Origin of the sequence: Acetobacter sp. P1H12_c, assembly GCF_018811975.1 — a bacterium.
Lineage (GTDB): Bacteria > Pseudomonadota > Alphaproteobacteria > Acetobacterales > Acetobacteraceae > Acetobacter > Acetobacter persici.
Window position 1 is genome coordinate 1 of the sequence record NZ_JACRVR010000012.1, and the last position, 22,914, is coordinate 22,914.

21 protein-coding genes and 1 tRNA gene are annotated in these 22,914 nt (G+C 61.1%); 10 read left to right on the forward strand and 12 right to left on the reverse strand.

Annotated elements, in window-relative coordinates:
* Nucleotides 1–147 precede the first annotated feature (147 nt).
* The 4 genes from lysA to KP699_RS08290 all read left to right on the forward strand — a co-directional run bounded on the left by lysA (nt 148) and on the right by KP699_RS08290 (nt 6,271).
* Complete coding sequence (gene lysA, locus KP699_RS08275) at nt 148–1,491, forward strand: diaminopimelate decarboxylase (RefSeq protein WP_215762262.1); 1,344 nt, start codon at nt 148–150, stop codon at nt 1,489–1,491.
* On the forward strand, nt 1,488–4,334 hold the full coding sequence (locus KP699_RS08280) for a DUF4175 domain-containing protein (RefSeq protein ID WP_215762263.1): 2,847 nt from the start codon (nt 1,488–1,490) through the stop codon (nt 4,332–4,334). The genes lysA and KP699_RS08280 overlap by 4 nt, the downstream gene beginning before the upstream one ends.
* A 91-nt stretch (nt 4,335–4,425) precedes the next feature.
* The gene (galE, locus tag KP699_RS08285; RefSeq protein ID WP_025828588.1) at nt 4,426–5,412 is read left to right on the forward strand and encodes a UDP-glucose 4-epimerase GalE; all 987 of its coding nucleotides are present in this window, start codon (nt 4,426–4,428) and stop codon (nt 5,410–5,412) included.
* Between the two features lie 85 nt (nt 5,413–5,497).
* The gene (locus tag KP699_RS08290; RefSeq protein WP_252346884.1) at nt 5,498–6,271 is read left to right on the forward strand and encodes a serine protease; all 774 of its coding nucleotides are present in this window, start codon (nt 5,498–5,500) and stop codon (nt 6,269–6,271) included.
* On the opposite strand, the gene KP699_RS08295 is transcribed toward KP699_RS08290, so the two are convergent.
* A complete protein-coding gene (locus tag KP699_RS08295) occupies nt 6,262–6,573 on the reverse strand; it encodes a helix-turn-helix transcriptional regulator (protein ID WP_215762265.1) in 312 nt (103 codons plus the stop codon). The genes KP699_RS08290 and KP699_RS08295 overlap by 10 nt on opposite strands.
* 97 nt (nt 6,574–6,670) lie before the next feature.
* Between KP699_RS08295 and KP699_RS08300 the strand changes: the two genes are divergently transcribed.
* Nucleotides 6,671–7,762 (forward strand): NADH:flavin oxidoreductase/NADH oxidase, encoded by a 1,092-nt coding sequence (locus KP699_RS08300; RefSeq protein WP_215762266.1) that lies wholly within the window; start codon nt 6,671–6,673, stop codon nt 7,760–7,762.
* A gap of 170 nt (nt 7,763–7,932) precedes the next feature.
* Here the strand turns inward: KP699_RS08300 and panB are convergent, their stop codons facing one another.
* Nucleotides 7,933–8,754, reverse strand: coding sequence for a 3-methyl-2-oxobutanoate hydroxymethyltransferase (gene panB, locus KP699_RS08305; RefSeq protein ID WP_215762267.1), 822 nt, complete (start codon nt 8,752–8,754; stop codon nt 7,933–7,935).
* 162 nt (nt 8,755–8,916) lie between these two features.
* Between panB and KP699_RS08310 the strand changes: the two genes are divergently transcribed.
* Nucleotides 8,917–9,002: transfer RNA gene (locus KP699_RS08310), tRNA-Tyr, on the forward strand.
* 353 nt (nt 9,003–9,355) lie between these two features.
* Here KP699_RS08310 and KP699_RS08315 read toward each other — a convergent pair.
* The 4 genes from KP699_RS08315 to KP699_RS08330 all read right to left on the reverse strand — a co-directional run bounded on the left by KP699_RS08315 (nt 9,356) and on the right by KP699_RS08330 (nt 13,259).
* Nucleotides 9,356–10,171, reverse strand: coding sequence for an SDR family NAD(P)-dependent oxidoreductase (locus tag KP699_RS08315; protein ID WP_308164899.1), 816 nt, complete (start codon nt 10,169–10,171; stop codon nt 9,356–9,358).
* An 82-nt stretch (nt 10,172–10,253) separates the two neighbouring features.
* Nucleotides 10,254–11,138, reverse strand: coding sequence for an S-methyl-5'-thioadenosine phosphorylase (locus KP699_RS08320; RefSeq protein ID WP_215762268.1), 885 nt, complete (start codon nt 11,136–11,138; stop codon nt 10,254–10,256).
* The gene (locus KP699_RS08325; protein ID WP_215762302.1) at nt 11,125–12,009 is read right to left on the reverse strand and encodes a cytochrome c1; all 885 of its coding nucleotides are present in this window, start codon (nt 12,007–12,009) and stop codon (nt 11,125–11,127) included. The genes KP699_RS08320 and KP699_RS08325 overlap by 14 nt, the downstream gene beginning before the upstream one ends.
* A 2-nt stretch (nt 12,010–12,011) precedes the next feature.
* Nucleotides 12,012–13,259, reverse strand: a complete 1,248-nt coding sequence (locus KP699_RS08330) for a cytochrome b N-terminal domain-containing protein (protein WP_252346885.1) — start codon at nt 13,257–13,259, stop codon at nt 12,012–12,014.
* 177 nt (nt 13,260–13,436) lie between these two features.
* Between KP699_RS08330 and hemF the strand changes: the two genes are divergently transcribed.
* A complete protein-coding gene (hemF, locus tag KP699_RS08335) occupies nt 13,437–14,351 on the forward strand; it encodes an oxygen-dependent coproporphyrinogen oxidase (protein WP_215762269.1) in 915 nt (304 codons plus the stop codon).
* Nucleotides 14,352–14,487: 136 nt separating this feature from the next.
* Nucleotides 14,488–15,642, forward strand: a complete 1,155-nt coding sequence (locus tag KP699_RS08340; RefSeq protein ID WP_215762270.1) for a hypothetical protein — start codon at nt 14,488–14,490, stop codon at nt 15,640–15,642.
* Here the strand turns inward: KP699_RS08340 and KP699_RS08345 are convergent.
* The 4 genes from KP699_RS08345 to KP699_RS08360 all read right to left on the reverse strand — a co-directional run bounded on the left by KP699_RS08345 (nt 15,610) and on the right by KP699_RS08360 (nt 19,423).
* Nucleotides 15,610–16,236 (reverse strand): Smr/MutS family protein, encoded by a 627-nt coding sequence (locus tag KP699_RS08345; RefSeq protein WP_215762271.1) that lies wholly within the window; start codon nt 16,234–16,236, stop codon nt 15,610–15,612. The genes KP699_RS08340 and KP699_RS08345 overlap by 33 nt on opposite strands.
* A 108-nt stretch (nt 16,237–16,344) precedes the next feature.
* Nucleotides 16,345–17,778, reverse strand: a complete 1,434-nt coding sequence (locus KP699_RS08350; protein ID WP_215762272.1) for a cytochrome-c peroxidase — start codon at nt 17,776–17,778, stop codon at nt 16,345–16,347.
* 125 nt (nt 17,779–17,903) lie between these two features.
* Nucleotides 17,904–18,749, reverse strand: a complete 846-nt coding sequence (locus KP699_RS08355; RefSeq protein WP_212373928.1) for a site-specific DNA-methyltransferase — start codon at nt 18,747–18,749, stop codon at nt 17,904–17,906.
* Entirely contained in the window at nt 18,746–19,423 is a 678-nt protein-coding gene (locus KP699_RS08360) for a Tim44/TimA family putative adaptor protein (protein ID WP_077930187.1), read from the reverse strand. The genes KP699_RS08355 and KP699_RS08360 overlap by 4 nt, the downstream gene beginning before the upstream one ends.
* Nucleotides 19,424–19,586: 163 nt before the next feature.
* On the opposite strand from KP699_RS08360, the gene KP699_RS08365 reads away from it, so the two are divergent.
* Both KP699_RS08365 and secB read left to right on the forward strand, forming a co-directional pair.
* Nucleotides 19,587–20,105: a histidine phosphatase family protein gene (locus KP699_RS08365; protein ID WP_077930188.1), complete on the forward strand. Its 519-nt coding sequence runs from the start codon at nt 19,587–19,589 to the stop codon at nt 20,103–20,105.
* A 204-nt stretch (nt 20,106–20,309) separates the two neighbouring features.
* On the forward strand, nt 20,310–20,807 hold the full coding sequence (gene secB, locus KP699_RS08370) for a protein-export chaperone SecB (RefSeq protein ID WP_077930189.1): 498 nt from the start codon (nt 20,310–20,312) through the stop codon (nt 20,805–20,807).
* A gap of 141 nt (nt 20,808–20,948) precedes the next feature.
* On the opposite strand, the gene KP699_RS08375 is transcribed toward secB, so the two are convergent.
* Together KP699_RS08375 and hemC are read right to left on the reverse strand one after the other, a co-directional pair.
* A complete protein-coding gene (locus KP699_RS08375) occupies nt 20,949–21,683 on the reverse strand; it encodes a uroporphyrinogen-III synthase (RefSeq protein ID WP_215762273.1) in 735 nt (244 codons plus the stop codon).
* 9 nt (nt 21,684–21,692) lie between these two features.
* Nucleotides 21,693–22,766, reverse strand: coding sequence for a hydroxymethylbilane synthase (hemC, locus tag KP699_RS08380; protein WP_086655431.1), 1,074 nt, complete (start codon nt 22,764–22,766; stop codon nt 21,693–21,695).
* Nucleotides 22,767–22,914: the final 148 nt, after the last annotated feature.

A 22,914-nucleotide genomic window follows, 5' to 3' on the forward strand; every position in this document is an offset into this window, starting at 1 on the left:
CCCGCCCCCCGTGCCCCCCGCCACTCCTGAGTGCCGGGGGGCACGGGGGGCGGGACGGGTGGCAATCTGGCAGAGTCACGGTATAAACTGGCGGCATAAGCTGACGGGATACCAGACCATTTTTCTTTTCTAAGGCTTACGCGCCCCATGGCCGATGATGTGACGTTTCATGACCCGGACCCCACCGTTGCGGAGCTGCTGGCCAGCCGCCCGTATCTGGACATGGACCCGCTCTGCGGCCTGATGCTGGACGGTGTGGCTCTGAACGCCATTGCGGATCAGCTCGGCACGCCATGCTGGGTGCTGAGCGGTGACACACTGCGCGCCCGGATGCACCGGATGCGGCAGGCCATGCAGGATGCCGGGCTGAACGCCTCCATCCACTACGCTGTGAAAGCCAATGACCATCTGGCCGTCCTTTCCCTGCTGCGGGAGGAAGGGTTTGGCGCGGATATTGTCAGCGGAGGGGAACTGGCCCGCGCTCTGAAGGCAGGCATCCCGGCCAGCCACATCGTGTTTTCCGGCGTTGGCAAAAGTGATGCTGAGCTGGAAAAGGCCATTGGTCTGGGCATTGGCCAGATCAATGTGGAAAGCGCGGAAGAGCTGGATATTATTTCCGGCATTGCCAGCGCGCTCGGAAAAACCGCCACCATTACCCTGCGCGTCAACCCGGATGTGGATGCAAAAACCCACGCCAAGATCACAACCGGTCTGGCCGCCAACAAGTTCGGCATCCCGTATGATGATGCCGCGGCTCTGTACGCCCGTGCCGCCAGTCTGCCGGGCATCCGCGCCGCCGGGTTCTCCACCCATATTGGCAGCCAGATTCTCTCCGTAGCCCCTTACCGTGCCGCCTATGCCCGCATTGCCGATCTGGTGCGCACCGTCCGGGCGGCTGGCCAGACGGTCGACGTTGTGGATTGCGGCGGCGGCCTTGGCATTTCCTACCGCACCGAGCCGGAAGGCCAGCCGGAGGCACTGGCCGGAGCCATCAGGGCAGAACTGGGGGACCTTGGCGTGCGTCTGGCCATTGAGCCGGGGCGCTGGCCTGTTGGCCCCTCCGGCCTGCTGCTCAGCACGGTGATTCTGAACAAGGCACGGGGGAAGGAAGCTCCCTTCCTTGTGCTGGATGCCGCCATGAATGACCTGCTGCGCCCCAGCATGTATGATGCCTGGCATGGTATTGTCCCCCTCAGCCCGCATGATGCCGCCCTGCCCGCTGGCCCCGCCCATGTGGTCGGCCCGGTGTGTGAAACGGGTGATACATTCGCGCGGGACCGCCAGCTTCCCCCCATGCAACGCGGTGCCCGTGTGGCTTTGCTGGATACCGGGGCTTATGGCGCGGTGATGAGTTCCACCTACAACAGCCGCCCGCTCGCGGCGGAAGTGCTGGTGGACAAAGGGGCATGGTCCGTCATCCGCAAGCGCCAGCCGCTTGAGGCGTTGTGGCAGGATGAAACCGTGCCCTCCCACCTTGCCGGAACGGCATGACCCCGGCGGGTCTGAAACAGGATCTGGCCTCCTCCACCGCAGAGGGAGGCTCTCTGGCGGCCCGGCTGGCAACCGCCCGCCAGCACGCGGCCTTTGTGCTGCGCACCGAACGGCTCTGGCCTGCGCTCCAGCCCACGCTGGCGCTGCTGGGCGTGTATGGCATTGCGGGCCTCCTGCGCCTGCCGCAGCATCTGCCGGACGGGCTGCGGCTTGTGCTGGTGGCCGGGTGGCTCAGCCTGTGCGGCTGGCGGCTGCATCAGGATCTTTCAAACCTGAAAGCCCCCTCGGCAGAGGCCATTGACCGCCAGATTGAACAGGCCTCCGGCCTGCATAACCGCCCACTGGCGACCCTCACTGACCACCCCGCAGGCGTAAAAAAAGGTCAGCCCCAGCCACTATGGCAGGCGCATCAGCAACGGGTTCTGGCCTCTCTGGGCACGTTGCGGGCCGGATGGCCGCGCCTGCTGCCCGCCACCCCGGCGCGGCGCTGGGCCGGAGCCGCGCTACTGGCCGGGCTGGCGTTTACCGGGGGCATGGCCGGGCCCTCCGCCCCCGGCCGTATTCTGGCCGCCTTCATCCCCGGCCGGGATGATCCGGACGTGCCTCTGGCGCATGTGGAAGCTTGGATTACGCCCCCCGCTTATGCGCCTGAAGCGCCGGTGTTTCTCAACCCCAATGCGCCCGCCCCTTCCGTGCCGGAAGGGGCGCGGCTGACGGTGATTGTCACAGGTCTGTCCTCCCATCCTGTTCTGCACAGCGCGGGCGGCCTGATCATGCAGGATGAAGCACGCCAGACGCTGGATCATCAGAGCTGGAAAATGGAAGTCACCCTGCGGCACAGCGGCCTTGTGCGCGTCGCGGGGCGCGGACGCACGCTGGCCCGCTGGCCCATTACCGTTCTGCCTGATGCAGCACCCACGGCTGCGTGGGGTCCTAACCCCGGCGCAGGTCGAACAGACTGGCGCACCCGCCTCCCGTATGAAGCCGCGCATGCCTATGGTCTGGCCTCGCTTTCTGTCGAACTGCATCTGGCGCATCCCGGTCGTGGCCCGGCCCGCACCCTGACAGTTCCCCTCCCGCTCAGCGGTCATCCCAAATCCGCCAAAGGCATCATCACGCCTGATCTTTCAGAAGATCCCTGGGCGGGAGAGGACGTCACCGGCCGCGTAGTCGCCACCTCTGTCAGCGGCCATAAGGGGCAAAGCAAACCGGTTACCTTCCATCTTGGCGCCCGCGTGTTCCACTCCCCCGTCGCCCGGGCCGTGCTGGACCTGCGCAAGCGTTTTGCGCTGGGGCGTGAAAGCCGGAGCGAGACCGCGACAGACCTCGCGGCCCTTGGTGAAACTCCCGGACCGGTCAATGACCACACTGGGATGTTCCTCACCCTGACCAGCCTTGTCGCCATGCTGGACAACAAGGACGTCGATACAGAAACCGCCCGCACCAGCACCACCAATCTGCTGTGGGATCTGGCTCTGGATATTGAGGACCGCCGCAAGGGCGATGATGCCAGTGCGCAGGCGTCTCTTGACGTGCGCGCAGCACAGGCCGCCGTCGCGCAGCAATTGCAGCATATGCGTGAGGAAGGCCAGCAGTCCCCACAGGCGCGGGAAGAGCTGGAAGCCCGGCTGAAAAGCCTGAAAGACGCCATTGCCCGCAAGATGCAGGCTCTGGCCGCGCAGGCCCTGCGGGACCACACCGCCATTCCGGACCTACCCGGTTTTTCCAGAGCAGGAGACAAAGCCTTTTCCCGCCTGATGCAGCAATTACAGCGGGACGCCGCCAACGGGCACTCCGCTGACGCACTCCAGCGCCTGCAACAGATGGAAGACGCGACTGAACGCATGCGCAACGCCACACCGCAGGATATGGCGGCCATGGCGCAGCAGATGGTCGCGCAGCAGAAAGCGCGTGAACAGGCCGCCGCCCTGCGGGACCTGACAGGCAAACAGACTTCCCTGCTGGACCACGCACAGTCCCGGCTGGATGAAACCCTTCGCGCCCAGTCCCGTCAGCAAAATGGCATGGATGCGGATGAGGACGGCGATGATGATTACGGCTCCATGCCAACCGCCGAACTCCTGCGGAGGCTCGGCCTCCCCGTGCCTCCGGGCACGGACCAGAACGCACCGGGGCCACAAACACCGCCTCAGCAGCCGGACAGCAAGACAGGCGATACCTCCCCCCCGCCACTGGACCCGGCCCGGGCCGAAGCACAGGCCGCGGCCCGCCGCACAGACCGCGCCACCCAGCACGCGCTGGATCGCGCACTGGACGAGCTGAAAGATGAATTCAAGGCCCTGACAGGCAAAACGCCCCCGGCATTTTCAGACGCCCAGAAAAGTATGCATGACGCCCGCAAGGCGCTGGCCGACGGGGATGATGCTGCGGCTGCGACAGCGGAAGAGAAAGTGCTGGAAGCTCTGCGCAAAAGCCGCCAGCAGATGCAGGACACCATGAAGGGCAACGGCCAGAACGCAACACCCAGCTTCCTGCCCGCGTTTGGCGGGGGGAGCGGCGGCCAGTCCGGGAGCCAGCCCGGCGGTCAGGGAGAAGGCCAGCAAGGTCAGGGCAGCGCGGATGAAGGGGATGATGGAACCTCCCCCTCTGACGACGCGGATGAAACGGATGGTCAGGATAACGGCAAAAACAAGCGCGACCCTCTGGGCCGCCGCATGGGAGAAGGCGGGGATCAGGCCCCTGATGATGGCACGCACGTGCCCGATAACGTCGCCCGCCAGCGCGCCCGTGAGATTGAGCAGGAACTGCGCCGCCGCGATTCCGACCGCACGCGGCCACAGCAGGAACTGGATTATCTGGACCGCCTGCTTAAGCCGTTCTGAGGCCGGAAAACGCATTCCCGGCCTTGCGCGCAGGGGCTTAAACACCCTAGGGTCTGAGCCATCTTTATAACGGATATGAGTATTCGCTTTCATGGCTCGTTTTCTTGTTACGGGTGGCGCTGGATATGTCGGCAGCCACGTGGTTCTTGCTCTTCTGGATGATGGGCATGACGTTGTGGTGTTTGACAGCCTGCGCACGGGCCATCGCTCCGCGGTGCCGGAGGCCGCCACGTTTATCCATGGAGATCTCGCTGATCTTGAGTGCCTGAACCGCGTTCTGGCCGATGGCCCGTGGGATGGCGTTCTGCATTTTGCCGCACTCTCTCTGGTGGGTGAGAGCATGCAGGACCCGATGCTCTATATGTCCGCCAATGCGGGCATTGGCTTCGGGCTGATTGATGCCTGTGTGCGGCACGGCATTAAACGGTTTGTGTTCTCTTCTACCGCAGCCCTTTTCGGCTCCGCCGGAGATGAGCCGATCAGTGAAGATACGCCCGTTGACCCCGGCTCTCCCTATGGCGAGAGCAAATATATGGTCGAGCGCGCCCTGTACTGGGCGGACCGGATCCATGGCCTGAAAAGTGCGTGCCTGCGCTACTTCAACGCCGCCGGGGCTGACCCGGCAGGCCGCGCCGGGGAAGACCACCGCCCGGAGACGCATCTGATCCCGCTGGTGATTGATGCAGCCCTCGGCCGCCGCCCGGCCCTGACCCTGTTCGGGCAGGATTACCCCACGGCAGACGGCACCTGCGTGCGCGATTATGTGCATGTGACCGATCTGGCGCGGGCCCATCTGGCCGTGCTGCCGTTGCTGAACGAGAAGAGCGTCACCTTCAATGTCGGCACCGGGCGCGGTAATTCCAACCGCGAGATTATTGAGAGCGTGGCCCGCGTTACCGGTCTGGACGTGCCCTGGCAGGCAGGCGACCGTCGCCCCGGTGACCCGCCGTGTCTGGTCGCCAGCCCTAAACGCCTGATGGCCGCAACCGGCTGGGCTCCGGAATTTACGGATATCGACCGGATTGTAGAAACAGCCTTTGCCTGGCGCAAAGATCATCCGCAGGGTTATGCGGACTAAGCGGTCCTTTTTTAGAGCGTTTTTGCGGGCAGCCCATTCACTGTCCGCAAAAATACTGCAGGCTCCCCGTAAGGCCTCGCTCCTCTTGGGACCGGCTCTGGGAATACTAGCCGCCACTCCTGCGGTGCTGCTGCCAGCCCTGCCTGCCGCCGCCGCCGGACCGGATTACCGCACTCATCTGGCCGGGGTCACACCGTTTGCAGACCCCAGACAGCGCGTCTCGGCCGCGCATCCACCATGGTCCGCCATCGGGCGCGTGCAGACAGAACTGGGCGCGCGCTGCACGGGCTTTCTGATCAGCCCGGTGCTGGTGGAGACGGCGGCGCATTGCCTCTGGCTCGCAAAGCCTGCTCGCTTCGTTCAGCCCGGTAGCGTGCATTTTCTGCGGGCCTATAGCGGCAATACATTCATGGCCCATGCCCGCGTGGTCCGCTTTATTGTTCCCCCCGGCTATATGCCAGACAAGGAAAACCAGAGTGCAGGGCTGGACCATGCCACACTCGTGCTGGACCACCCGGTCGCCCGGCCCGATGAGGTCTTTCCCGTCAGCACAAAACCTGAAGAAATTCACCCCGATATGCCCGTCGTGCTGGGGGGGTACGAACAGAATATGCCCGACGTCATTACCGCAGATCTGCATTGCCATCTGACCGGCCTGACACATGACGGAGGCGGTAATCTGCTGTTCTCGCATGACTGCGCGGGCACGCATGGCAGTAGCGGCGCCCCCCTTCTCACTCAGGATTCTTCGGGCTGGCACGTACTGGGGGTGCAGGTTCTGGCCAGCAGCGCCCATGCAGGCGGTCAGGCGGTCCCGCTCCTCAACAACTCCGGCGGCACATCCGCAGATCAGCCCTGACGCGCAGCCGCATCCAGAATAGCCTCAAGCAGCCCCGGAAAGCGCGCTTCAAGCTCGGCATTGCGCAGGCTGTTCATGTGCGTAACGCCTACAACTACCGTCCGGACAAGTCCGGCTTTCCGCAGCACGCTGAAATGGTGCGAGACTGAGGATTTAGGTCTGTCCCCCTGCAACGGAGCGCAGGGCTGCGGCTGCAAAACGGAGAGCTTCTGCACAATGGAAAGCCGATACGGGTCAGACAACGCATGCAGAATGCAGGTCAGCTCAAACGCTTCCACCGGAGGATGCTCATACTGCTTCATGCGTCTTTTCCTGCCTCTGCCCTCTTGCGCGATCTTATAGTTCGATTATTGTCGAACTATTCCATCACGTGTTTCACCCGAAAAAAGGGCTACACCCATGCCAACGTTGTTTGACCCCTATAGCTTAAAAGACGTCACTCTGCGCAACCGTATTACGGTGGCCCCCATGTGCCAGTATATGGCGCAGGATGGTGTGCCGAATGACTGGCACCATGTGCATTATGCTGGCCTCGCCCGCGGCGGCTCGGGGCTGGTGGTGGTGGAAGCCACCGGTGTTTCTCCTGAAGGCCGCATTACCCCCGCCTGCCTCGGCCTGTGGAATGATGAACAGGCTGCCGCCTTTGCCCCGATTGTGGACTCCATTCGTAAAGCGGGCGCTGTGCCGGGCATCCAGCTTGCGCATGCAGGCCGCAAAGCCAGCGCCCACCGGCCGTGGGAAGGGGACGACCATATTCCCGAAGGTGACCCGAACGGCTGGCAGCCCATCGGCCCCTCCGCCATTCCGTTTGGCGCCAACCTCCCCCGCACACCCACGGAAATGACGCTGGACGATATTGCCCGCGTCAAAGCCGATTTTGTCAAAGCCGCGGAACGCGCGCGGGATGTCGGCTTTCAGTGGCTCATGCTGCATTTTGCCCATGGCTATCTGGCCCAGAGCTTTTTCTCCCCCGACGCCAACAAACGCACGGACCAGTATGGCGGGTCTGCTGAAAACCGTGGCCGTTTTCTGGTGGAAACACTGGAGGCTGTGCGGGAGGTCTGGCCAGATAATCTGCCACTGACCATTCGGTTTGGCGTGATTGAATTTAACGGTCATGATGATGAAAATCTGCGAGACTCTGTCTCTCTGCTTAAAAAACTGAAAGAGAGCGGGCTGGATTTTCTGGATGTCAGCATCGGCTTCTGCACGCCAGAGGCTCAGATTCCGTGGGGGCCTGCGTTCATGGCGCCTTACGCCCACCAGATTAAACAGGAAACAGCACTCCCTGTCTCAACCTCATGGTACATCAGTGAGGGCCGGCAGGCCGATGCCCTGATCCGCACCGGCACACTGGATACCGTCTCCCTCGGCCGCCCGCTTCTGGCCGACCCGCACTGGCCTTACGTCGCAGCGCGCGCGGTGCATAAAAAACAGCCTGCCGACGTACTGCCCCCGCCTTATGGCTGGTGGCTGAACCGGTATCAGTAACCCGCATATCATTCGTGCTGCGTGGTTATTTGGCCACGCAGAACGAAAATGCTTTTACTCATTTATGTTTTTGAAGTTTAGGGAGAATGAGTGTCCTCTGCTCATTCTCCCTAAAGTATTTGGATGCCTTAAAAGCACCCCGAAATTATCCTTTTCCTGAAACGTGTTTTTCAGGACTCTTTCTTTGGCATCCCGACGCACTGTTCCGGTCCCGGAAAACTCCGGTCCCGCACGGCGGCGGCATACTCTGCCACGGCTTTGTCCACCTGCTCGCCAATGGCCGCAAAGCGTTTCACAAACCGTGGTGTAAAATCAGAGAAAAGCCCGAGCATGTCCTCACCCACCAGAACCTGACCACCACAGGCCGGAGAGGCCCCGATGCCGATTGTCGGGATGGAAAGCGTTTCTGAAATTTCACGTGCCAGCGGTTCCATGGTGCTTTCAATCACAACAGAAAAAGCCCCGGCAGATTCGATGGCTTTTGCATCCTGCATCACCTGATCGGCCTCACTGCCACGCCCTACGGTGCGGAAGCCCCCGTGCGTATGCACAGCCTGCGGCTTCAGCCCGATATGCCCGATTACCGGAATCCCACGCTGGGTCAGAAAATGGACGGTTTCAGCCATTTCCACCCCGCCTTCCAATTTGACACATCCAGCACCTGTTTTGGCCATGATCTCCGCAGAGACGGCAAAAGCCTGCTGCGGGCTCCGCTGGTAGCTGCCAAACGGCAGATCAATCGCCACGCAGGCATTCTTGCTACCACGCACCACGGCCTGCCCGTGCGCAATCATCATCTCTGGCGTTACGGCAAGGGTGGAGTCCATCCCGTACACCACCATCCCCAGAGAATCTCCCACCAGCAGAAGATCACAATGCGGGTCCATCAGGCGCGCCATGGGCGTGGTGTAAGCCGTCAGCGCGACAATGGGGGCATCCAGCGCCGCCAGAGAACGCGGAGTATGCCGTCTGGCCGTCACATGTTTGCTCATGATGTTTCTCCTGCTCAAAAAGCTGATGAACGGCACCTTTCACGCCTGAGGGCGATGCTGTCCACCCATCCGGCACAAAGTTTTTTCCTGAATACGGAAAGAGAATGAAAACAGAGTGTTGACAACAGGCCGCCTGACCTCTAATTCCTGCCTCAACAACCCGGAGGGATGCCCGAGTGGCTAAAGGGGGCGGACTGTAAATCCGCTGGCGTACGCCTACGTTGGTTCGAATCCAACTCCCTCCACCATTTTCCTTAAAATTCAGATAGACTTTAGCACTTTGCGAAAATGCACCGTGCGTAAAATCGCGCCGCGTGGTCTGGCGTGCAACTCATCCTTTGATGTGTTTTTAAGGATGAATGCTGATCGCCCTGCCGTTTGGGTTCTATCACGCACTCTTTCAGAAAAACATGGCAGACAGGACAACCAGCCTCTTCTGATTGTCCCATGCCCGGTTCCTGCGCGCGCCAGCGCTAATCACCTGCCTTCAAAGCCTGCGATGGTGAGAAGAACGGCATAAAATCCATTTGAGAAAATCAGGATCGTTAAAAACTTTGCGTTAAAACCATCCTGTTTACGCACAAGGCCTCTTGTGAAGATCTCAGGACTTCCCCTGTCCATCCAGATACTTCCGCAGGCCTTTACGCCCTTTTTTCAGCAGGATTGGCAGAATCATCCGCCAGACGCGCGGCATCATCAGCATGAGCTGCGCCAGAATTCCGTCCGAACTTGGGCAGAACACCTCCGCGCGCGGGCAGCGCAGCAGGCGCATCACAATTGCGGCAATCCCGTCTGCTGTGGCGGGGGCAGTCACAAAATTCAGCGGTGAGCCGCCATTATCAATCTCGCGCTTCAGCATGGGGGTATCGACCGCACCCGGGAACACGGAGGAGATATGGATGCCGCATTTGCGCACATCCTGCGCCAGCGAGAGCGCAAAGCCACGCAGCCCGAATTTGCTGGCGGTGTAAATGCTGCTGCCCTCCAGCGGCACAAGGGCAGCCATGGAGTTGATAAACACCACATGCCCGCCTGAGGGAATATGCGGCAGCAGCTTCATGGTCAGCAGGATGGGGGCTTCAAGATTAACCCCAAGCTGTGTTGCAACCGCCGTGGTATCCCCGCCGCCCATCCGCTGCGGCACAATCACGCCTGCACTATGCACAAGCACCTGCACTGGCCGCCCCAGAGAGGCAATCAGCGTAACGCTCTGCTCAATCTGTTCAGGTTTTGTCAGATCACACGCCAGAGGCGTGATAAACGGCTGCTCTCCCTCGCCCCCGCTCCGGCTGAGCGCCAGGACATGGTACCCTGCCGCCACCAGACGGCTGACAAGCGGCACACCAATACCGCCCGCCGCCCCCGTTACAAGGGCCAGCGGACGGGTTGAAGAGCGAAGATGTTCGGTAATCGTCACGAGAGCAAAGCCATTCCAGTCATTGGGTTAGCATTCGCCCGTTTTGGTCAGACGTGCAAGAGAGCCCGTCTGGTTATCAGCCTTACAGCACGCGACCGGCTATGACCTTCAGCTTGCTGATCAGCGCGGGATCACGGGCTTCCGGGGCGGTAATCAGCGCATATTCCAGTGCTCTGTCACACCCGGCGGAGCACAGGCCGCGCGGCTGGCCAAGGGCCGGAATGACGGCTTTCACCAGAGCCTTCGCCTTAGCAGAATTGCCCTGCATGGTTTTAACGACGCTTTCTACCGTCACGTTATCATGATCTTCATGCCAGCAGTCATAATCCGTCACCATGGCGACGGTCGCGTAGCAAATCTCAGCTTCCCGCGCGAGCGTGGCTTCCGGCATGTTGGTCATCCCGATAACGGAGCAGCCCCATGAGCGATACAGGTTGCTTTCCGCACGAGTAGAGAACTGCGGACCTTCCATCACCAGATACGTGCCGCCGCGTGTGACATCCAGCCCCAGGGCGTTGCTCTGCGCTTCCAGCACATCGCCAATACGGGCGCACAGCGGGTCGGCCATGGAGATATGGGCAACGCAGCCTGTGTCAAAAAAGCTTTTTTCGCGCCAGATCGTGCGGTCAATAAACTGATCGACAATCACAAAATGCCCCGGCGGCAGCTCTTCCTTGAGAGACCCGACGGCGGAGAGAGACACAATATCCGTCACGCCGGACATCTTCATCGCAGCAATATTGGCGCGGTAATTCAGGCGGCTGGGCGGAATGGGGTGCCCCCGGCCATGCCGCGGCAGAAACACGCAGCGCACCCCCTCCAGCCTGCCAAACAGAAGCTGATCGGACGACAGACCCCACGGGGTTTCAACAGTGCGCCATTCCTTCTCTTCCAGCCCGTCAATATCATACAGACCGGACCCGCCGATAAGACCAATGACGGGTTCCACAACTTCATTTTGCGACATGAGACCAGATTCTCCGTTTCAGGATAACAAGCAAGCAGGCGAGAAAACACAGATACAGCACGACCCCAACCCCCAGCCTGCGTTTGTCATCCGCATGCGGGCTGGAAACCCACGCCAGAAAGGTTGTGACATCCCGCGCTTCCTGCTGCGCGGTGGGCTGCGTACCATCCGCATACAGCACAGCATTGTCCCGCAGCGGCGGCGGCATGGCGGTGCGGTGCCCGATAGCATAAGGGTTTGCAAACCCCATTTCCGGCAGGGCCGCATGGGTCTCCCCACCAGCACCAGCACCAGCACCAGCACCAGCACCAGCACCAGCCGCTGTGACGGAATTTTTTGCGGCTGTATAGCCCGTCAGCAAGGCATAGACACGGTCCGCCCCACCCGGATAGACCTGCGTAATCCGGGAGAGGTCAGGCGGCACGGCGCCACGGTTTGCCGCACGCGCAGCGTCAGCATCCGCATAAGGTCGGGGCAGCGCATCATCCGGCGTTGCTTTCCGGTGCCGCAGATGCCCCTCTGCGTCCCGCCCTGCCGCAACCTGCCATGAAGCCGCAAGAGCTGCGACCTGCTCCTGCGTCAGCCCCATGCCCCCAAAATCGGAAAACTGCACCTGTGTCAGGCTGTGGCAGGAGGCGCAGACCCCGGCAAACACGGCATAGCCCCGCTGCACCGCAGCCAGATCAAAATGCCCGAATGGCCCTTTGAAAGACCAGTTCTGCACCGGGGCATGCGCGGGTGCATCGGCGGGTGGGGCGGCCTGTGCGGGCTCTCCGGCCACATCCGCACCACCCAGCGCAGGTAGCAGAAGCACCGCCAGCAGAAGCCGTGGACGGACGCGCGCAGGCCACCGGGCCGGAACAGACAGCATCTTCAAGACCGAACCTCCTTGCGCGCGAACCGACTGTAAAACGGTAAAAAACCAAGGAAATACAGATAGTAAACCAGAGTAGCCACACGCCCTGCCAGCAACCAGCCGCCCTGCACATGGTGCCGCCCCGCAAGCCCGGCCACCACAAAAGCGCCGACCAACCCCGCCAGAGCGAGGCGCGGCAGCCACTTAAGGCCACCCCAGCGCCCTGCGGCAAAAGTTGCAGGCGTGCCCCGGTCCAGCCGGGGCACAAACAGCAGAATTGCCACTGCCCCACCGGATACCAGCAGCCCGAAAAACTTGGAGGGCACTGCCTGCAACATCCCGTAAAACGGCAGGAAGTACCATTCCGGCTCAATATCCGCAGGCGTGTGCAGGGGGTTGGCGGGGCGATAGTTTGCGGCCTCTGTCACCAGCCCCGGCCAGAAACACATGACCAGCGTGAACAAAATAGCCAGCACCACCACGCCCAGACCGTCCTTGACGGTAAAATAAGGATGGAACGGCAGCATCCGCGCCCGTTCCTGCCCGGCAGCGCCAGACGGGCTGGTGCTGCCCCGGGCATGCAGAACAGCCACATGCAGCATCACCATGCCGACAATGGTAAAAGCGAGCGTAAAATGTAGCACAAACATCCGGTGCAGCGTTGCCGTGCCCGGGGCATCCCCGCCCAGAAACACCCGCTCCAGCAGGTTGCCCACCAGCGGGATGGCCCCTACGGCTTTCCCGGCAACATCCGCCCCCCAGTAGGACATCTGCCCCCACGGCAGGACGTAACCGGCAAACGCCGTGACCATCACCAGAATCAGCAGAACCGTCCCGACGCTCCACAATCCCTGACGCGGCGCACGATAGGAGCCGTAACACAGCCCCCGGAACACATGCAGATACAGGGCAGCCATAAAAAACGTGGCCCCCGTCATGTGCAGGCTGCGCAAAAGCCAGCCAAAGGGCACACGCCGGTCCAGTGTCTCAACCGAGCTAAAGGCCAGTGTCGCATCAGGCGTATAGGTCAGCGCGAGTGTCAAACCGCTCAGCAGCATAAGGGCCAGAACCGCCACCAGCATCGCGCCGATGGTCCAGAGCACATTCAGGTCTCGCGGCAGCAGAAACGCCATATAGTCCCGCACAAAAGCCCGCGCTCTCAGGGCCGGTGCGGTGTGACCCTGCACAGTACTGTCCCGTCCAGCACCCGCCACCGTTTCCGGCACGGATTGCGCGTGCTGCTGACATGCTGGTGTGTCTGCCATCCACTCCCCCCTCACCCCTGCCAGAAACGGCGTCCAGAACGCCGTACAGAACAGTGTTGTCGTGTTTAACGATGAACGGCATGATCTTGCAATGATCGTCAGGAAGGCGCACCTCTAAGGCCTTGAGCAGGCGCGGGTGAGCCTCCACCCGTGCGTGAGAGGAAAAAAGACCCGGCTATGATCTCGACCAAAGCGTATTCTCTGCCCGCCCATACCGCCCTGAAAACAGACGCAAAAGAGTGGTTTGAAACCCTGCGTGACAGGATCTGCGCTGCTTTTGAGCAGATAGAACAGGACGCCGTGCAGCAGAACACGCCCATCCTGCCCGGCCATGAGGCCGCCGGACGGTTTGAGCGGAAAAGCTGGAACCGCCTGAATGAGGACGGCACCCCCGGCGGCGGCGGGATTATGAGCGTCATGCGTGGCCGGGTGTTTGAAAAAGTCGGCGTCAATGTCTCCACAGTGGAAGGCACGTTCTCCCCGGAATTTGCCGCCACCATTCCCGGAGCCTCGGAAGACCCAAGGTTTTTTGCAACCGGGATCAGCCTCGTGGCGCATATGTGCAGCCCGCTGGTTCCTGCCGCCCACTTTAACACCCGTATGATCATCACCACACAGGGCTGGTTTGGCGGTGGCGGGGATATTACCCCCATGTTCCCGGAAAGTGCGGAGGCGATTGATGACGCAGCCCGCTTCCATGCAGGGTTTGAGCAGGCCTGTAACCGCCATAACCCTGAGTATTACCCGCGCTTTAAAGCCTGGTGTGACAAATATTTCTATCTGCCGCACCGCAATGAGCCGCGTGGACTGGGCGGCATTTTCTATGACCGGCTGGACAGCGGCGATACAGCGCAGGACTTCGCCTTTACCAAAGATGTCGGCCTCGCCTTTCTGGAAACCTACCCCCAGATCATCCGTAGCCGGATGATGGAATCCTGGACGCCGGAACAGCGGGATGCGCAGTTAATCCGCCGTGGCCGCTATGTAGAGTTCAACCTCCTGCATGACCGTGGCACGCTGTTTGGGCTGAAAACCGGCGGCCATACGGAAGCCATTCTGATGAGCATGCCGCCGGAAGTAAAATGGCCTTGAGCGGCTGACCGTAATTTTGCCGCAGAGGACTGGTGCGGTCTGGCGGACCCGGTAAGACTCCACTCCCTGAGCCTCCCGGTTTCGCCCGCTTAAGAACGCCCAGACAAAGACAAGAACACAGGGAGGTTTTTCACACGTGCCACGCACTGATCAGCCAGATCGCCCCTCTTCCGCCCGTGCCATTTCACGCCGCCTGCTGCTGGGTGGTCTGGCGGGCAGCGCTGTCTCGTGTTTTCTACCGCTGCGGGCCGCGCGCTCTGCATCGCCAGTCGCAGCCCAGCCCTCTTCCCTGATTGTCGGCGGCACTGCCGAGAGCATCTGCGGCCAGTGGGCAACGCTGCTGGCCCCCGTTCTGGCCGATAGTCTGCATTACGCCTCCTCTTTCCCTCTGCGTATGACCACCGGCTGGGATGGCGTGACCGGAGGTAATCTGTTTGATACGCAGCAGGAACAGGCCACACCCCCGGCCGGTCTGATCGTGCCGGGCTCCGGCCTGATTGCCGCCCTGCGAGGGGATTCCCGCGTGCATTATGATGCCCAGCGCTGGATCCCGGTTTTCATGAGCTGCCAGCCGACCGTCGCTGTAGGCAAGGTCAGCCTGCACCGCAGCTTTACCAGCTTCCTGCAGGGGCGGCCGCTGCGTGTCGCGGTCTCCACCCTCTCCGGTCCGGAGCTGCCAACACTTGTCGCACTGGACCTTCTGGGCATGCACCCGCTGCCTGTTGCCGGGTACGCCACGCCTGACGCCGCCATTGCCGCGCTGAAGGCCGGGAATGTAGATGTCATTCAGCTTCCGTTTGATGAAGATTATGAGGAGCGGATGGCCTCACTTCAGGATGAGGCCCCAGATAACCAGCCGCTCTTCTCCAACATTCTGCCCGCATCGACAGCCCCGCATTTGCGTCTGCCGCCAGATTTCACGACCATTTTCCGGCAGGAAAGAAAACGCCTGCCCGCCGGGCGGCTTTATGATGTGTGGAAAACAGCGGCGTCTGCTGCCAGCCTGAAAGCCGGGCTGATGCTGCCCAACCTCTCTCAGCCAGACCTTGTGGCCCGGTTCCGGCATGCCGCGCAGGTTGCGGCGGCCGAACCTGCGCTCCGGGCCCACGCCAGAGAGCAGAATCAGACCCTGATCGCCGGTCTCCCCTGCGCAACACTTTATGCGGATATGATGCCAGATCTGGACCGTATTCTGGCCCTGCGGCGCTGGCTGTCCGTTAACAGTCTGCGCTGGCGTGATCCCTCTGCGGGACGCGCATTACCGGCGGCGGCGCAGCAGAATCCGAACTGATCCCTTATTCCCCGCATGGGGGTAGGTCACGCCCAGAATCCGGTGCCGCACATCGGCCCGGCCCAGCCAGTGCGGCAGCTCACGCCGCAGGATGCCGCCCTCCTGCCCCGTTCCAAGGCCGGTGACAACTTCCACGCAGCGCAGGCCGCTACGATAGGCGACATCCATAAATTCCATCAGCCGACGGAACGCATCCTCTGCAACCATACCGTGCAGGTCGAGCCGTCGCTCAACCTTCATCCGGCCATCGGTAAAGGTGCGCCAGCTATAGGTATCCACGCCGGGGGCGCGCCGCCCGATTTCCTCCACGGGCTGCATCACACGCTGCACCCGTACAGGCGGAACCGCGGCAGGCACAAAAAGCGGCATCTCCACCGTCAGTAAGCGTCTTTTATGCCGGGGCTGTTTTTTCTGCGCCGCAGGAGCCAGCCGTTTGCCTATGGCATCGTCCGCCTCAGCGGCGGCCTCTTCATCAGCGGCACGGGCAGAGGACAGGGCGCGATGCGGCACATGCAACGGGGCGACGTCCCGCACCACCATGGACCACAGCGTCTTTTCTTCTTCCCGTAAATGACGCCGCCTGACCACTGACATTCTTCTCCCAATAAAAAAATGGCCCCCCGGCAAGCTTATCACCTGCCGGGGGGCCGTCTTTCAAGGGACCCGCGTATTTATATCTTGCCGAGACCTTGCCGGGGCACCTTACTGGGCCGCGGCAGGCTGGCCCATCTCGGCCAGAGAATGGCCGTCATATTTACCGGTCAGGCTCTTGAGGAAGGCGACAATGTCACTCACGTCCTGATCAGAAATAGCCGCATCCGGCGTCTGATATTTCGCCATTTTCCGCACGGCTTCATCCAGCGTCTTCACGCTGCCATCGTGGAAATACGGCGCGGTCTGATCAATATTCCGCAGCGTAGGCACCACAAAGCGGGAATGATCTTCAGGGTTGTGCGTCACATCAAAGCGGCCTTCATCAGCAGCCGTCAGCTTGCCGCCACGGTCTTTAAAGTAATCGCCTTCCAGACCCATGGCTTCATACGCACCACCCCCCAGAGCAATACCGCTATGGCAGCCAGAGCAGCCAATGCTCTTGAACTTTTCATAGCCGCGTTTTGCCTGCTCACTCAGCGCGCTGGCATTACCTTTCAGATACTCGTCAAACGGGCTGTCCGGTGTGATCAGCGTTTTTTCAAACTCGGCAATGGCTGTGGTGATGGTCGCCAGATCTATCTTGGCGTCCGGGCCAAATGCGGACTGGAACAGCGGCGTGTAATCCGGGTTTGCTTCCAGCTTCTGCGCAACACCTGTCCAGTCATGTGAGCCCATTTCAACCGGGTTCATGACAGGGCCAGCCGCCTGAGCCGCCAGATCCTTCGCACGGCCGTTCCAGAACTGCGCGATTTTGAAATACGCGTCATACACCGTCGGCACATTGATAGGGCCTTTCTGCCCGCTAATGCCGGTAGCCGTCACCAGATGATCCACCCCGCCGTGGTTCAGATCATGGCAGCTTGCGCAGTTAAGGGTGCCGTCACCAGACAATGTCTTATCAAAAAACAGCTTGCGGCCCAGCTCAACTTTGGCGGCATCCACCGGAATACTGGCAGGCACCGGGCGCACCGGCTCACCGGCAAACTGGCTGGCGGCCCCGGTATCCGCATAATATTTGCGGCGGGTGTCTTCCACCCATTTCAGCACGGCCTGACGGTCCCCGTCGGACAGATGCGCATGCCAGTGCATGAGCAGATATGCCGTGGGCGGCATGCGGTTCTGGGTAATGACTTCCTCAATGCGGGACAGCTGCTCTTCCGTCGGGGCTGTGCCGTTCTTGAAGGCTTCCAGAACAGGTTCAATCCGGAAATGGCGCAGACCCTGATGCAGGTCACTTTCCATCAACTGCTTGGCAATGGGCAGTTTGAAGTAAAAAGGCAGGTCACGCCCAACAGCATGACAGTAATCACACCGGGCTTCCCGAATAACATTAAAAGCAGCAAGGGCTGCCGGGTCCTTCAGAGTAGGGGACGCAGCAGGTAATTGAGGTGCTGTGACGTGGTCAAAATGGGTAAGAAAAGCAATTGTTCCGCCATAAGCCAGAACACCGACCCCGACTAATGAGGCTATAAATCTGCGCAACACCACAACTCCTGAGTTTTTAGAAACACTGCATAGCTTTTATTCGCTGTTATCAGGGTTGTGTTTGATACATATCAAAATGTCAAAACGATTATTTTCATAAAAATCATTCAAACAGTCGATGATCACGCCTCCGCTGCGTCCAGATCCTCCCGCAGCCGCTGCCGCGCAATAGCGACATAGTCAGGGTCAATCTCAATCCCCACGCCAAAACACCCCAGACGCTGGGCCGCTAAAAGCGTTGTGCCAGTGCCCATAAACGGGTCGAGCACCTGCGCGTCTTCCTGCCCGTGCAGCAGCAGGCACTGCTCCGGCAAAGCCACCGGGAAGGTACCGGGATGATCGAATTTCTGTTTGCGGTCACGCACCGTCTCATACGGGATAAACCACGCATCGCCCCGGCAGCGCCGGTCCTGCACATGGCCGCGGCGGGCGATATTGGATTTGTCCTTATACGGCACCCCGGCACTCAGCCTGTCCAGCGTGACATCCCCATGCAACGTAAAATGGAACAGATGCTCATGCCCGCGATGCAGGAAGCGCTGACTGTTCATGGGTTTGAAATGCCCAAAACTATCCTCACCCACCGAGATGGATTTGACCCACGAGATATGGTTTTGCAGCACAAACAGGTCCCGCAGCCGGACCGCCAGTTCAAACGGCAGCCAGGGCTGGGCGGAAGAGCCTGAAATATTCAGGAAAAAGGAGCCATCCGCCCGCAGCACACGCCGCAGGCCGTGCGCGACCTCGAGCATCCAGTCCAGATACTCGTCCTCTTCCTTCCTGTCCGGATAGCTCCGGTAGGACAGGCCGATATTGTACGGGGGAGAGGTGATGATAACATCGACGGACTCTGCCTCCATCCGCCGCAGCGCACGCAGGCAGTCCCCCCGGATAATCTGTTGCTGGCCAACCTTATACCGCTGCGCGCGTGCAGGCGGTGCTGGTTTAGCCCCGGCCCGTGCTTTCACGCACTCCGCGCCGAAGCCAGACGCCAGCTGCTGCCGTTCACACCCAGAAGGCGCTCGAACGTCCAGAGATCAGAAAATTCCGTTACGGCATCCGTCCCGGTGAGGGGCTGCCCCTGCGCATCCGTCAGCAGACTGATCTGATCAGAAACGATGCGGACATCAATCGACGCCCCGGTGCCCACATCCAGCGGGACCAGACGCACATCTTCAATCGCCAGTGAGCGAATCGCCTTGATTTCACTCCGCTGTTTTTCACCCGCCGCCTCACGTGCGGCAATTGCGCTCTCAAAAGACGCATAAACAGCGGGGGTCAGGCGCGTCTGCAGGGTTGCGCGGTCCCCTTCTGCAAAGGCCTTGACCACCTGCTGGAAAGAGGTCTGCACACCAGAGAGAAACTGCTGCGGCGTAAACCCGCTATCCTGCCGCTGCACATCCACCAGCAACTGGCCCACGCGCGTCCCCTGCCCCGGAATATCACAGACAACAGCTTCAACCGGTTCTGCTTTCCCATCGATCACCTTTCCGGCGGGGTCAGCGCGCGGGGGCACAGGCATGGGAGCAGGCTGGATGCCAACGCGCTTGCCCAGCACGCTGCGCAGACGCAGTGCGAGAAACGCCGCCACAAGGGCAAAAAGAATCAGGTCGACCGGAAAATGGCCGAAAGAAAAATCCATCTGTCACACATCCATGTTCGACCAGCCCGGGCTTCAGGCGCAGCCTTATCGTTCAGGAGACCGTTCCCTTATACATAGACAAGCCCCCTGCCTGTTACAATGCGTGTGCGTTGTCTCTCTGCCCCTTGCGGAAGTCGGTCCGCTGTCCCTAACTGCTGGAACCATGATTATTCTGCGGCACTGCGAAAGCGAATTCAACCGGCTGTACACCGCCACTGGGCGTGACCCCGGCCTGTCCGATCCCCCTTTGTCTGCTCAGGGCCGCGTGCATGCGCAGCGTCTGGTGCAGGAGCTTATGGGGGAAGGCATTACCCGCATCCTTGTCTCACCCTTTACCCGGGCGCTGGAAACCGCGACCCCTCTGGCCCGCGCCCTCAACATCACGCCGGAAATCACGCCGCTGGTGCGCGAGCGCGCCATGTATTCCTGTGATGAAGGCTCCCACGCCTCCACCCTGTGTGACACATGGCCACATCTGGATTTTGATGCGCTGGATGAAGTCTGGTGGACCGTAGCGCCGGAAAGTGACGCCATGCTGCAAAACCGCGTACAACGCTTCCGTGGCTTTATGGCGCAGCAACCGGATGCAGGCACAACGCTTGTGGTCTCCCACTGGTGGTTCCTGCTCGGGCTGTGCGGTGAAAGTCTGGAAAACGGAGACTGGCAGCACCTGCATCCATAACAGGCTGACGGGCCTCTACCGGACGCGAAAAACCCGGCCGCATAAAACCCTGCTCCATCAACATTGCAGAGGTCACGAAACTCTGCGGGACACTCTGAAAATCTCTTTAATGGTGTCCATCCCATTCTGGCGGTTGGCGAAGCCAGACCAGCATGCTACCGCTAAAAGCCTCAGTGTGACCTGATTAAGAAAGCGCATTTGTCCATGTCTGACTCTGACCAGCTTGCCCCGCCCGCCCTTCCTCTGGCTGTTAACCTGCAGTACACGCGGGATCTGTCCTTTGAAGTGCCCGCTGGCGCAGAAATTTTTGCAACACTGCGCTCTCAGCCCAGCATTGCCGTGAACATTGATGTTCAGGCTTCCAAACTTCAGGACGATGAGTCTGTTTATGAAGTAACGCTGGCAATCAAAACCGAAGCCAAGGAAGCCCCGGAAACGGAAGGCGGTGCCGCTGGCCGCACGGTGTTTATTGCCGAACTGGCCTACGCCGCTGTTGTCACCCTGACCAACCCGCCGCAGGAGCTTGTTGAGCCGATGCTGCTGGTTGAAGTGCCGCGTCTGATCTTCCCGTATGCCCGTAACATCATCAGCGATGTCACGCGTGACGGTGGCTTCCCGCCGATCGTGCTTCAGCCGATCGACTTTGTCGCTCTGTGGCAGGCAAAACGCGCGGAATTCCCGCAGACCGCCGGCAATGCCTGATTCTGATGATCCGTGCCTCTAAAAAGGCACTGGCCACAGCTTAAAGCGGTTTTCTGAAAACCGGCATTCGGGGTTTCCCGGAGGCCGGTTTTTTTATGCGCGGATTTTACTGTCGGGCCCTCTGCGCCTCAGTCCGTCGCCTTAATCCGTCGTGGTCCCCGGTCTGCCCAGAGCCGCCAGCATGGCCCGCGCATCCGGCGTCTTTGCAACGACGACCTCTGCCCATCCGGCAGCTTTCAGGACAGCGGCGGCAGCCTGTGAGATAGCAATCGCTCTTGTGCGAGTCGCCTGCCCCCGGCAAGACGCAGGGAGGGCCGCAATCCAGCCAGCCGCACTTTCGGAAGAGAAGAACAGGCAGACGTTAATCCGCCCCTCCTGCAAGGCTTGCAGCACCTCCGGGACGATCCGCCGGACCGGTCGCGCCGAGTAGGCCACGCGCCGCACAACTGTAAACCCCGCCTGCCGCAGCCGGGCAGCCAGAGCCATCCCCTGCCGCGCCCCTGACAACAGCAGAACGGAGCCTTCTGCCGGGTTCTGCTTCTGGATAATCAGTGCCGCCAGAGCTTCCGCATCTCCCTGCGCGCTCTGCACAGCCGCAAATCCGACGGTGCGGGCGCGCTGCGCCGTGCGGTCTCCTACAGCGTAGAGCGGGCATGTGAGGGGGAGAGCAGTCTGCGCAGCCTGCACGGCCTGCCCGCTTGTCAGCACACAGGCAGCAAACCGGGGAGACGCCATACGCAGACTATGCTGCGTAATCAGCAGCGCCGGGGAGGCATATGCCCTCCACCCGGCGGCAGAAACAGCCTCCAGCGTTTCAGAAAGGCCCGGCTCCGGCCGCGTGACCAGCACGCCGGGCCTGCTGCCGGAGGCTGGCATCAGGCGGCCTTATTTATCTTCAAAAATATCGGCCGGGCTGTCCGTCCGCAGACTTTCACCCAGTTCCTTGCCCAGACGCGCCGCATCTTCCGGCGCGCCGCTAATGGCGCGCTTGAGCAGGAAGGAGCCGTCCTCCCGCGCTACAAGGCCTGTCAGGTGCAGCTTGGGGTCTTCCCCCGCCACAACCGGAATCAGCTGTGCGTAGCCGCCAATCGGGGTACGGCAGGAGCCATCCAGTTCAGCCAGCAGAGCGCGTTCCGCCGTAGCGACGGCGCGGGCTTCATAATCTTCAATCGCGGACAGCAGTTCGCGCAGTTCAATATCGTCCTCACGCACCGTCACCCCCACAATGCCCTGCCCGGCGGCAGGCACCATGATGGTGGGGGACAGAACCAGAGACGCACGCTCCGCCATGCCCAGACGGCGCAGGCCAGCCAGCGCCAGCAGCGTGGCGTCACACTGGCGGGCTGCCAGTTTATCGAGTCGCGTCTGCACGTTGCCACGCAGCAGGCCGAATTTCAGGTCAGGCCGCGCATGCAGCATCTGGGCCTGACGGCGTACGGACGCACAACCTACCAGCGCGCCTTCCGGCAGGGCGGAGTACGGATCATCCGGGTCTGTCGGGGACAGGTTGGGGCCGAGGATCAGCGCATCCCGCGCATCCTCACGCCGCAGCGTGCAGGCCAGCACAAGGCCGGGAGGGAGCGTGGTTTCAAGATCCTTGAGGCTATGGACGGCAAAATCAATGCGTCCGTCAGACAAAGCCTCGTGAATTTCCTTGGCAAACAGCCCTTTCCCGCCGATTTCGGCCAGACGGCGGTTCTGCACCTGATCCCCCGTGGTGTTGATCTGATGCTCCTGAAACGCGCCCATATCCCGCAAGACGGGGCAGAAGCGCGTGAGCATGGTCAGAAAAGCACGGGTCTGGACCAGCGCGAGGGGTGAGCCTCGGGTTCCGACACGGAGGGGCAGAAGACGACGGGACGCATGCCCGGAGGTCTTTTTCTGGCGGGCCGCCGCTTCCGCCGCAACTTTCTGCAGCGCGGGCGAAGGGGCGGGCGAGGAAGGGTAGGCTGAGTCCATAAGAGTGTCTATTACCGGGAATGGAGAGAGGACAAGAAGCCATGATACCCGAAAGGTCTGAAAAACTCGCGCCCCAGAGACGCACCCCACGCGCAGCAGACCATTCCGCCCCCGGATCACATACGGAATATCAGGGCTTTGTTCCCAT

Bases quoted from the DNA above. Each gene is read 5' to 3' on its own strand.
- lysA (WP_215762262.1), top strand. From the start codon at position 148: ATGGCCGATGATGTGACGTTTCATGACCCGGACCCCACCGTTGCGGAG.
- KP699_RS08280 (WP_215762263.1), top strand. From the start codon at position 1,488: ATGACCCCGGCGGGTCTGAAACAGGATCTGGCCTCCTCCACCGCAGAG.
- galE (WP_025828588.1), top strand. From the start codon at position 4,426: ATGGCTCGTTTTCTTGTTACGGGTGGCGCTGGATATGTCGGCAGCCAC.
- KP699_RS08295 (WP_215762265.1), bottom strand. From the start codon at position 6,573: ATGAAGCAGTATGAGCATCCTCCGGTGGAAGCGTTTGAGCTGACCTGC.
- KP699_RS08300 (WP_215762266.1), top strand. From the start codon at position 6,671: ATGCCAACGTTGTTTGACCCCTATAGCTTAAAAGACGTCACTCTGCGC.
- panB (WP_215762267.1), bottom strand. From the start codon at position 8,754: ATGAGCAAACATGTGACGGCCAGACGGCATACTCCGCGTTCTCTGGCG.
- KP699_RS08320 (WP_215762268.1), bottom strand. From the start codon at position 11,138: ATGTCGCAAAATGAAGTTGTGGAACCCGTCATTGGTCTTATCGGCGGG.
- KP699_RS08325 (WP_215762302.1), bottom strand. From the start codon at position 12,009: ATGCTGTCTGTTCCGGCCCGGTGGCCTGCGCGCGTCCGTCCACGGCTT.
- KP699_RS08330 (WP_252346885.1), bottom strand. From the start codon at position 13,259: ATGGCAGACACACCAGCATGTCAGCAGCACGCGCAATCCGTGCCGGAA.
- hemF (WP_215762269.1), top strand. From the start codon at position 13,437: ATGATCTCGACCAAAGCGTATTCTCTGCCCGCCCATACCGCCCTGAAA.
- KP699_RS08345 (WP_215762271.1), bottom strand. From the start codon at position 16,236: ATGTCAGTGGTCAGGCGGCGTCATTTACGGGAAGAAGAAAAGACGCTG.
- KP699_RS08360 (WP_077930187.1), bottom strand. From the start codon at position 19,423: ATGGATTTTTCTTTCGGCCATTTTCCGGTCGACCTGATTCTTTTTGCC.
- KP699_RS08365 (WP_077930188.1), top strand. From the start codon at position 19,587: ATGATTATTCTGCGGCACTGCGAAAGCGAATTCAACCGGCTGTACACC.
- secB (WP_077930189.1), top strand. From the start codon at position 20,310: ATGTCTGACTCTGACCAGCTTGCCCCGCCCGCCCTTCCTCTGGCTGTT.
- KP699_RS08375 (WP_215762273.1), bottom strand. From the start codon at position 21,683: ATGCCAGCCTCCGGCAGCAGGCCCGGCGTGCTGGTCACGCGGCCGGAG.
- hemC (WP_086655431.1), bottom strand. From the start codon at position 22,766: ATGGACTCAGCCTACCCTTCCTCGCCCGCCCCTTCGCCCGCGCTGCAG.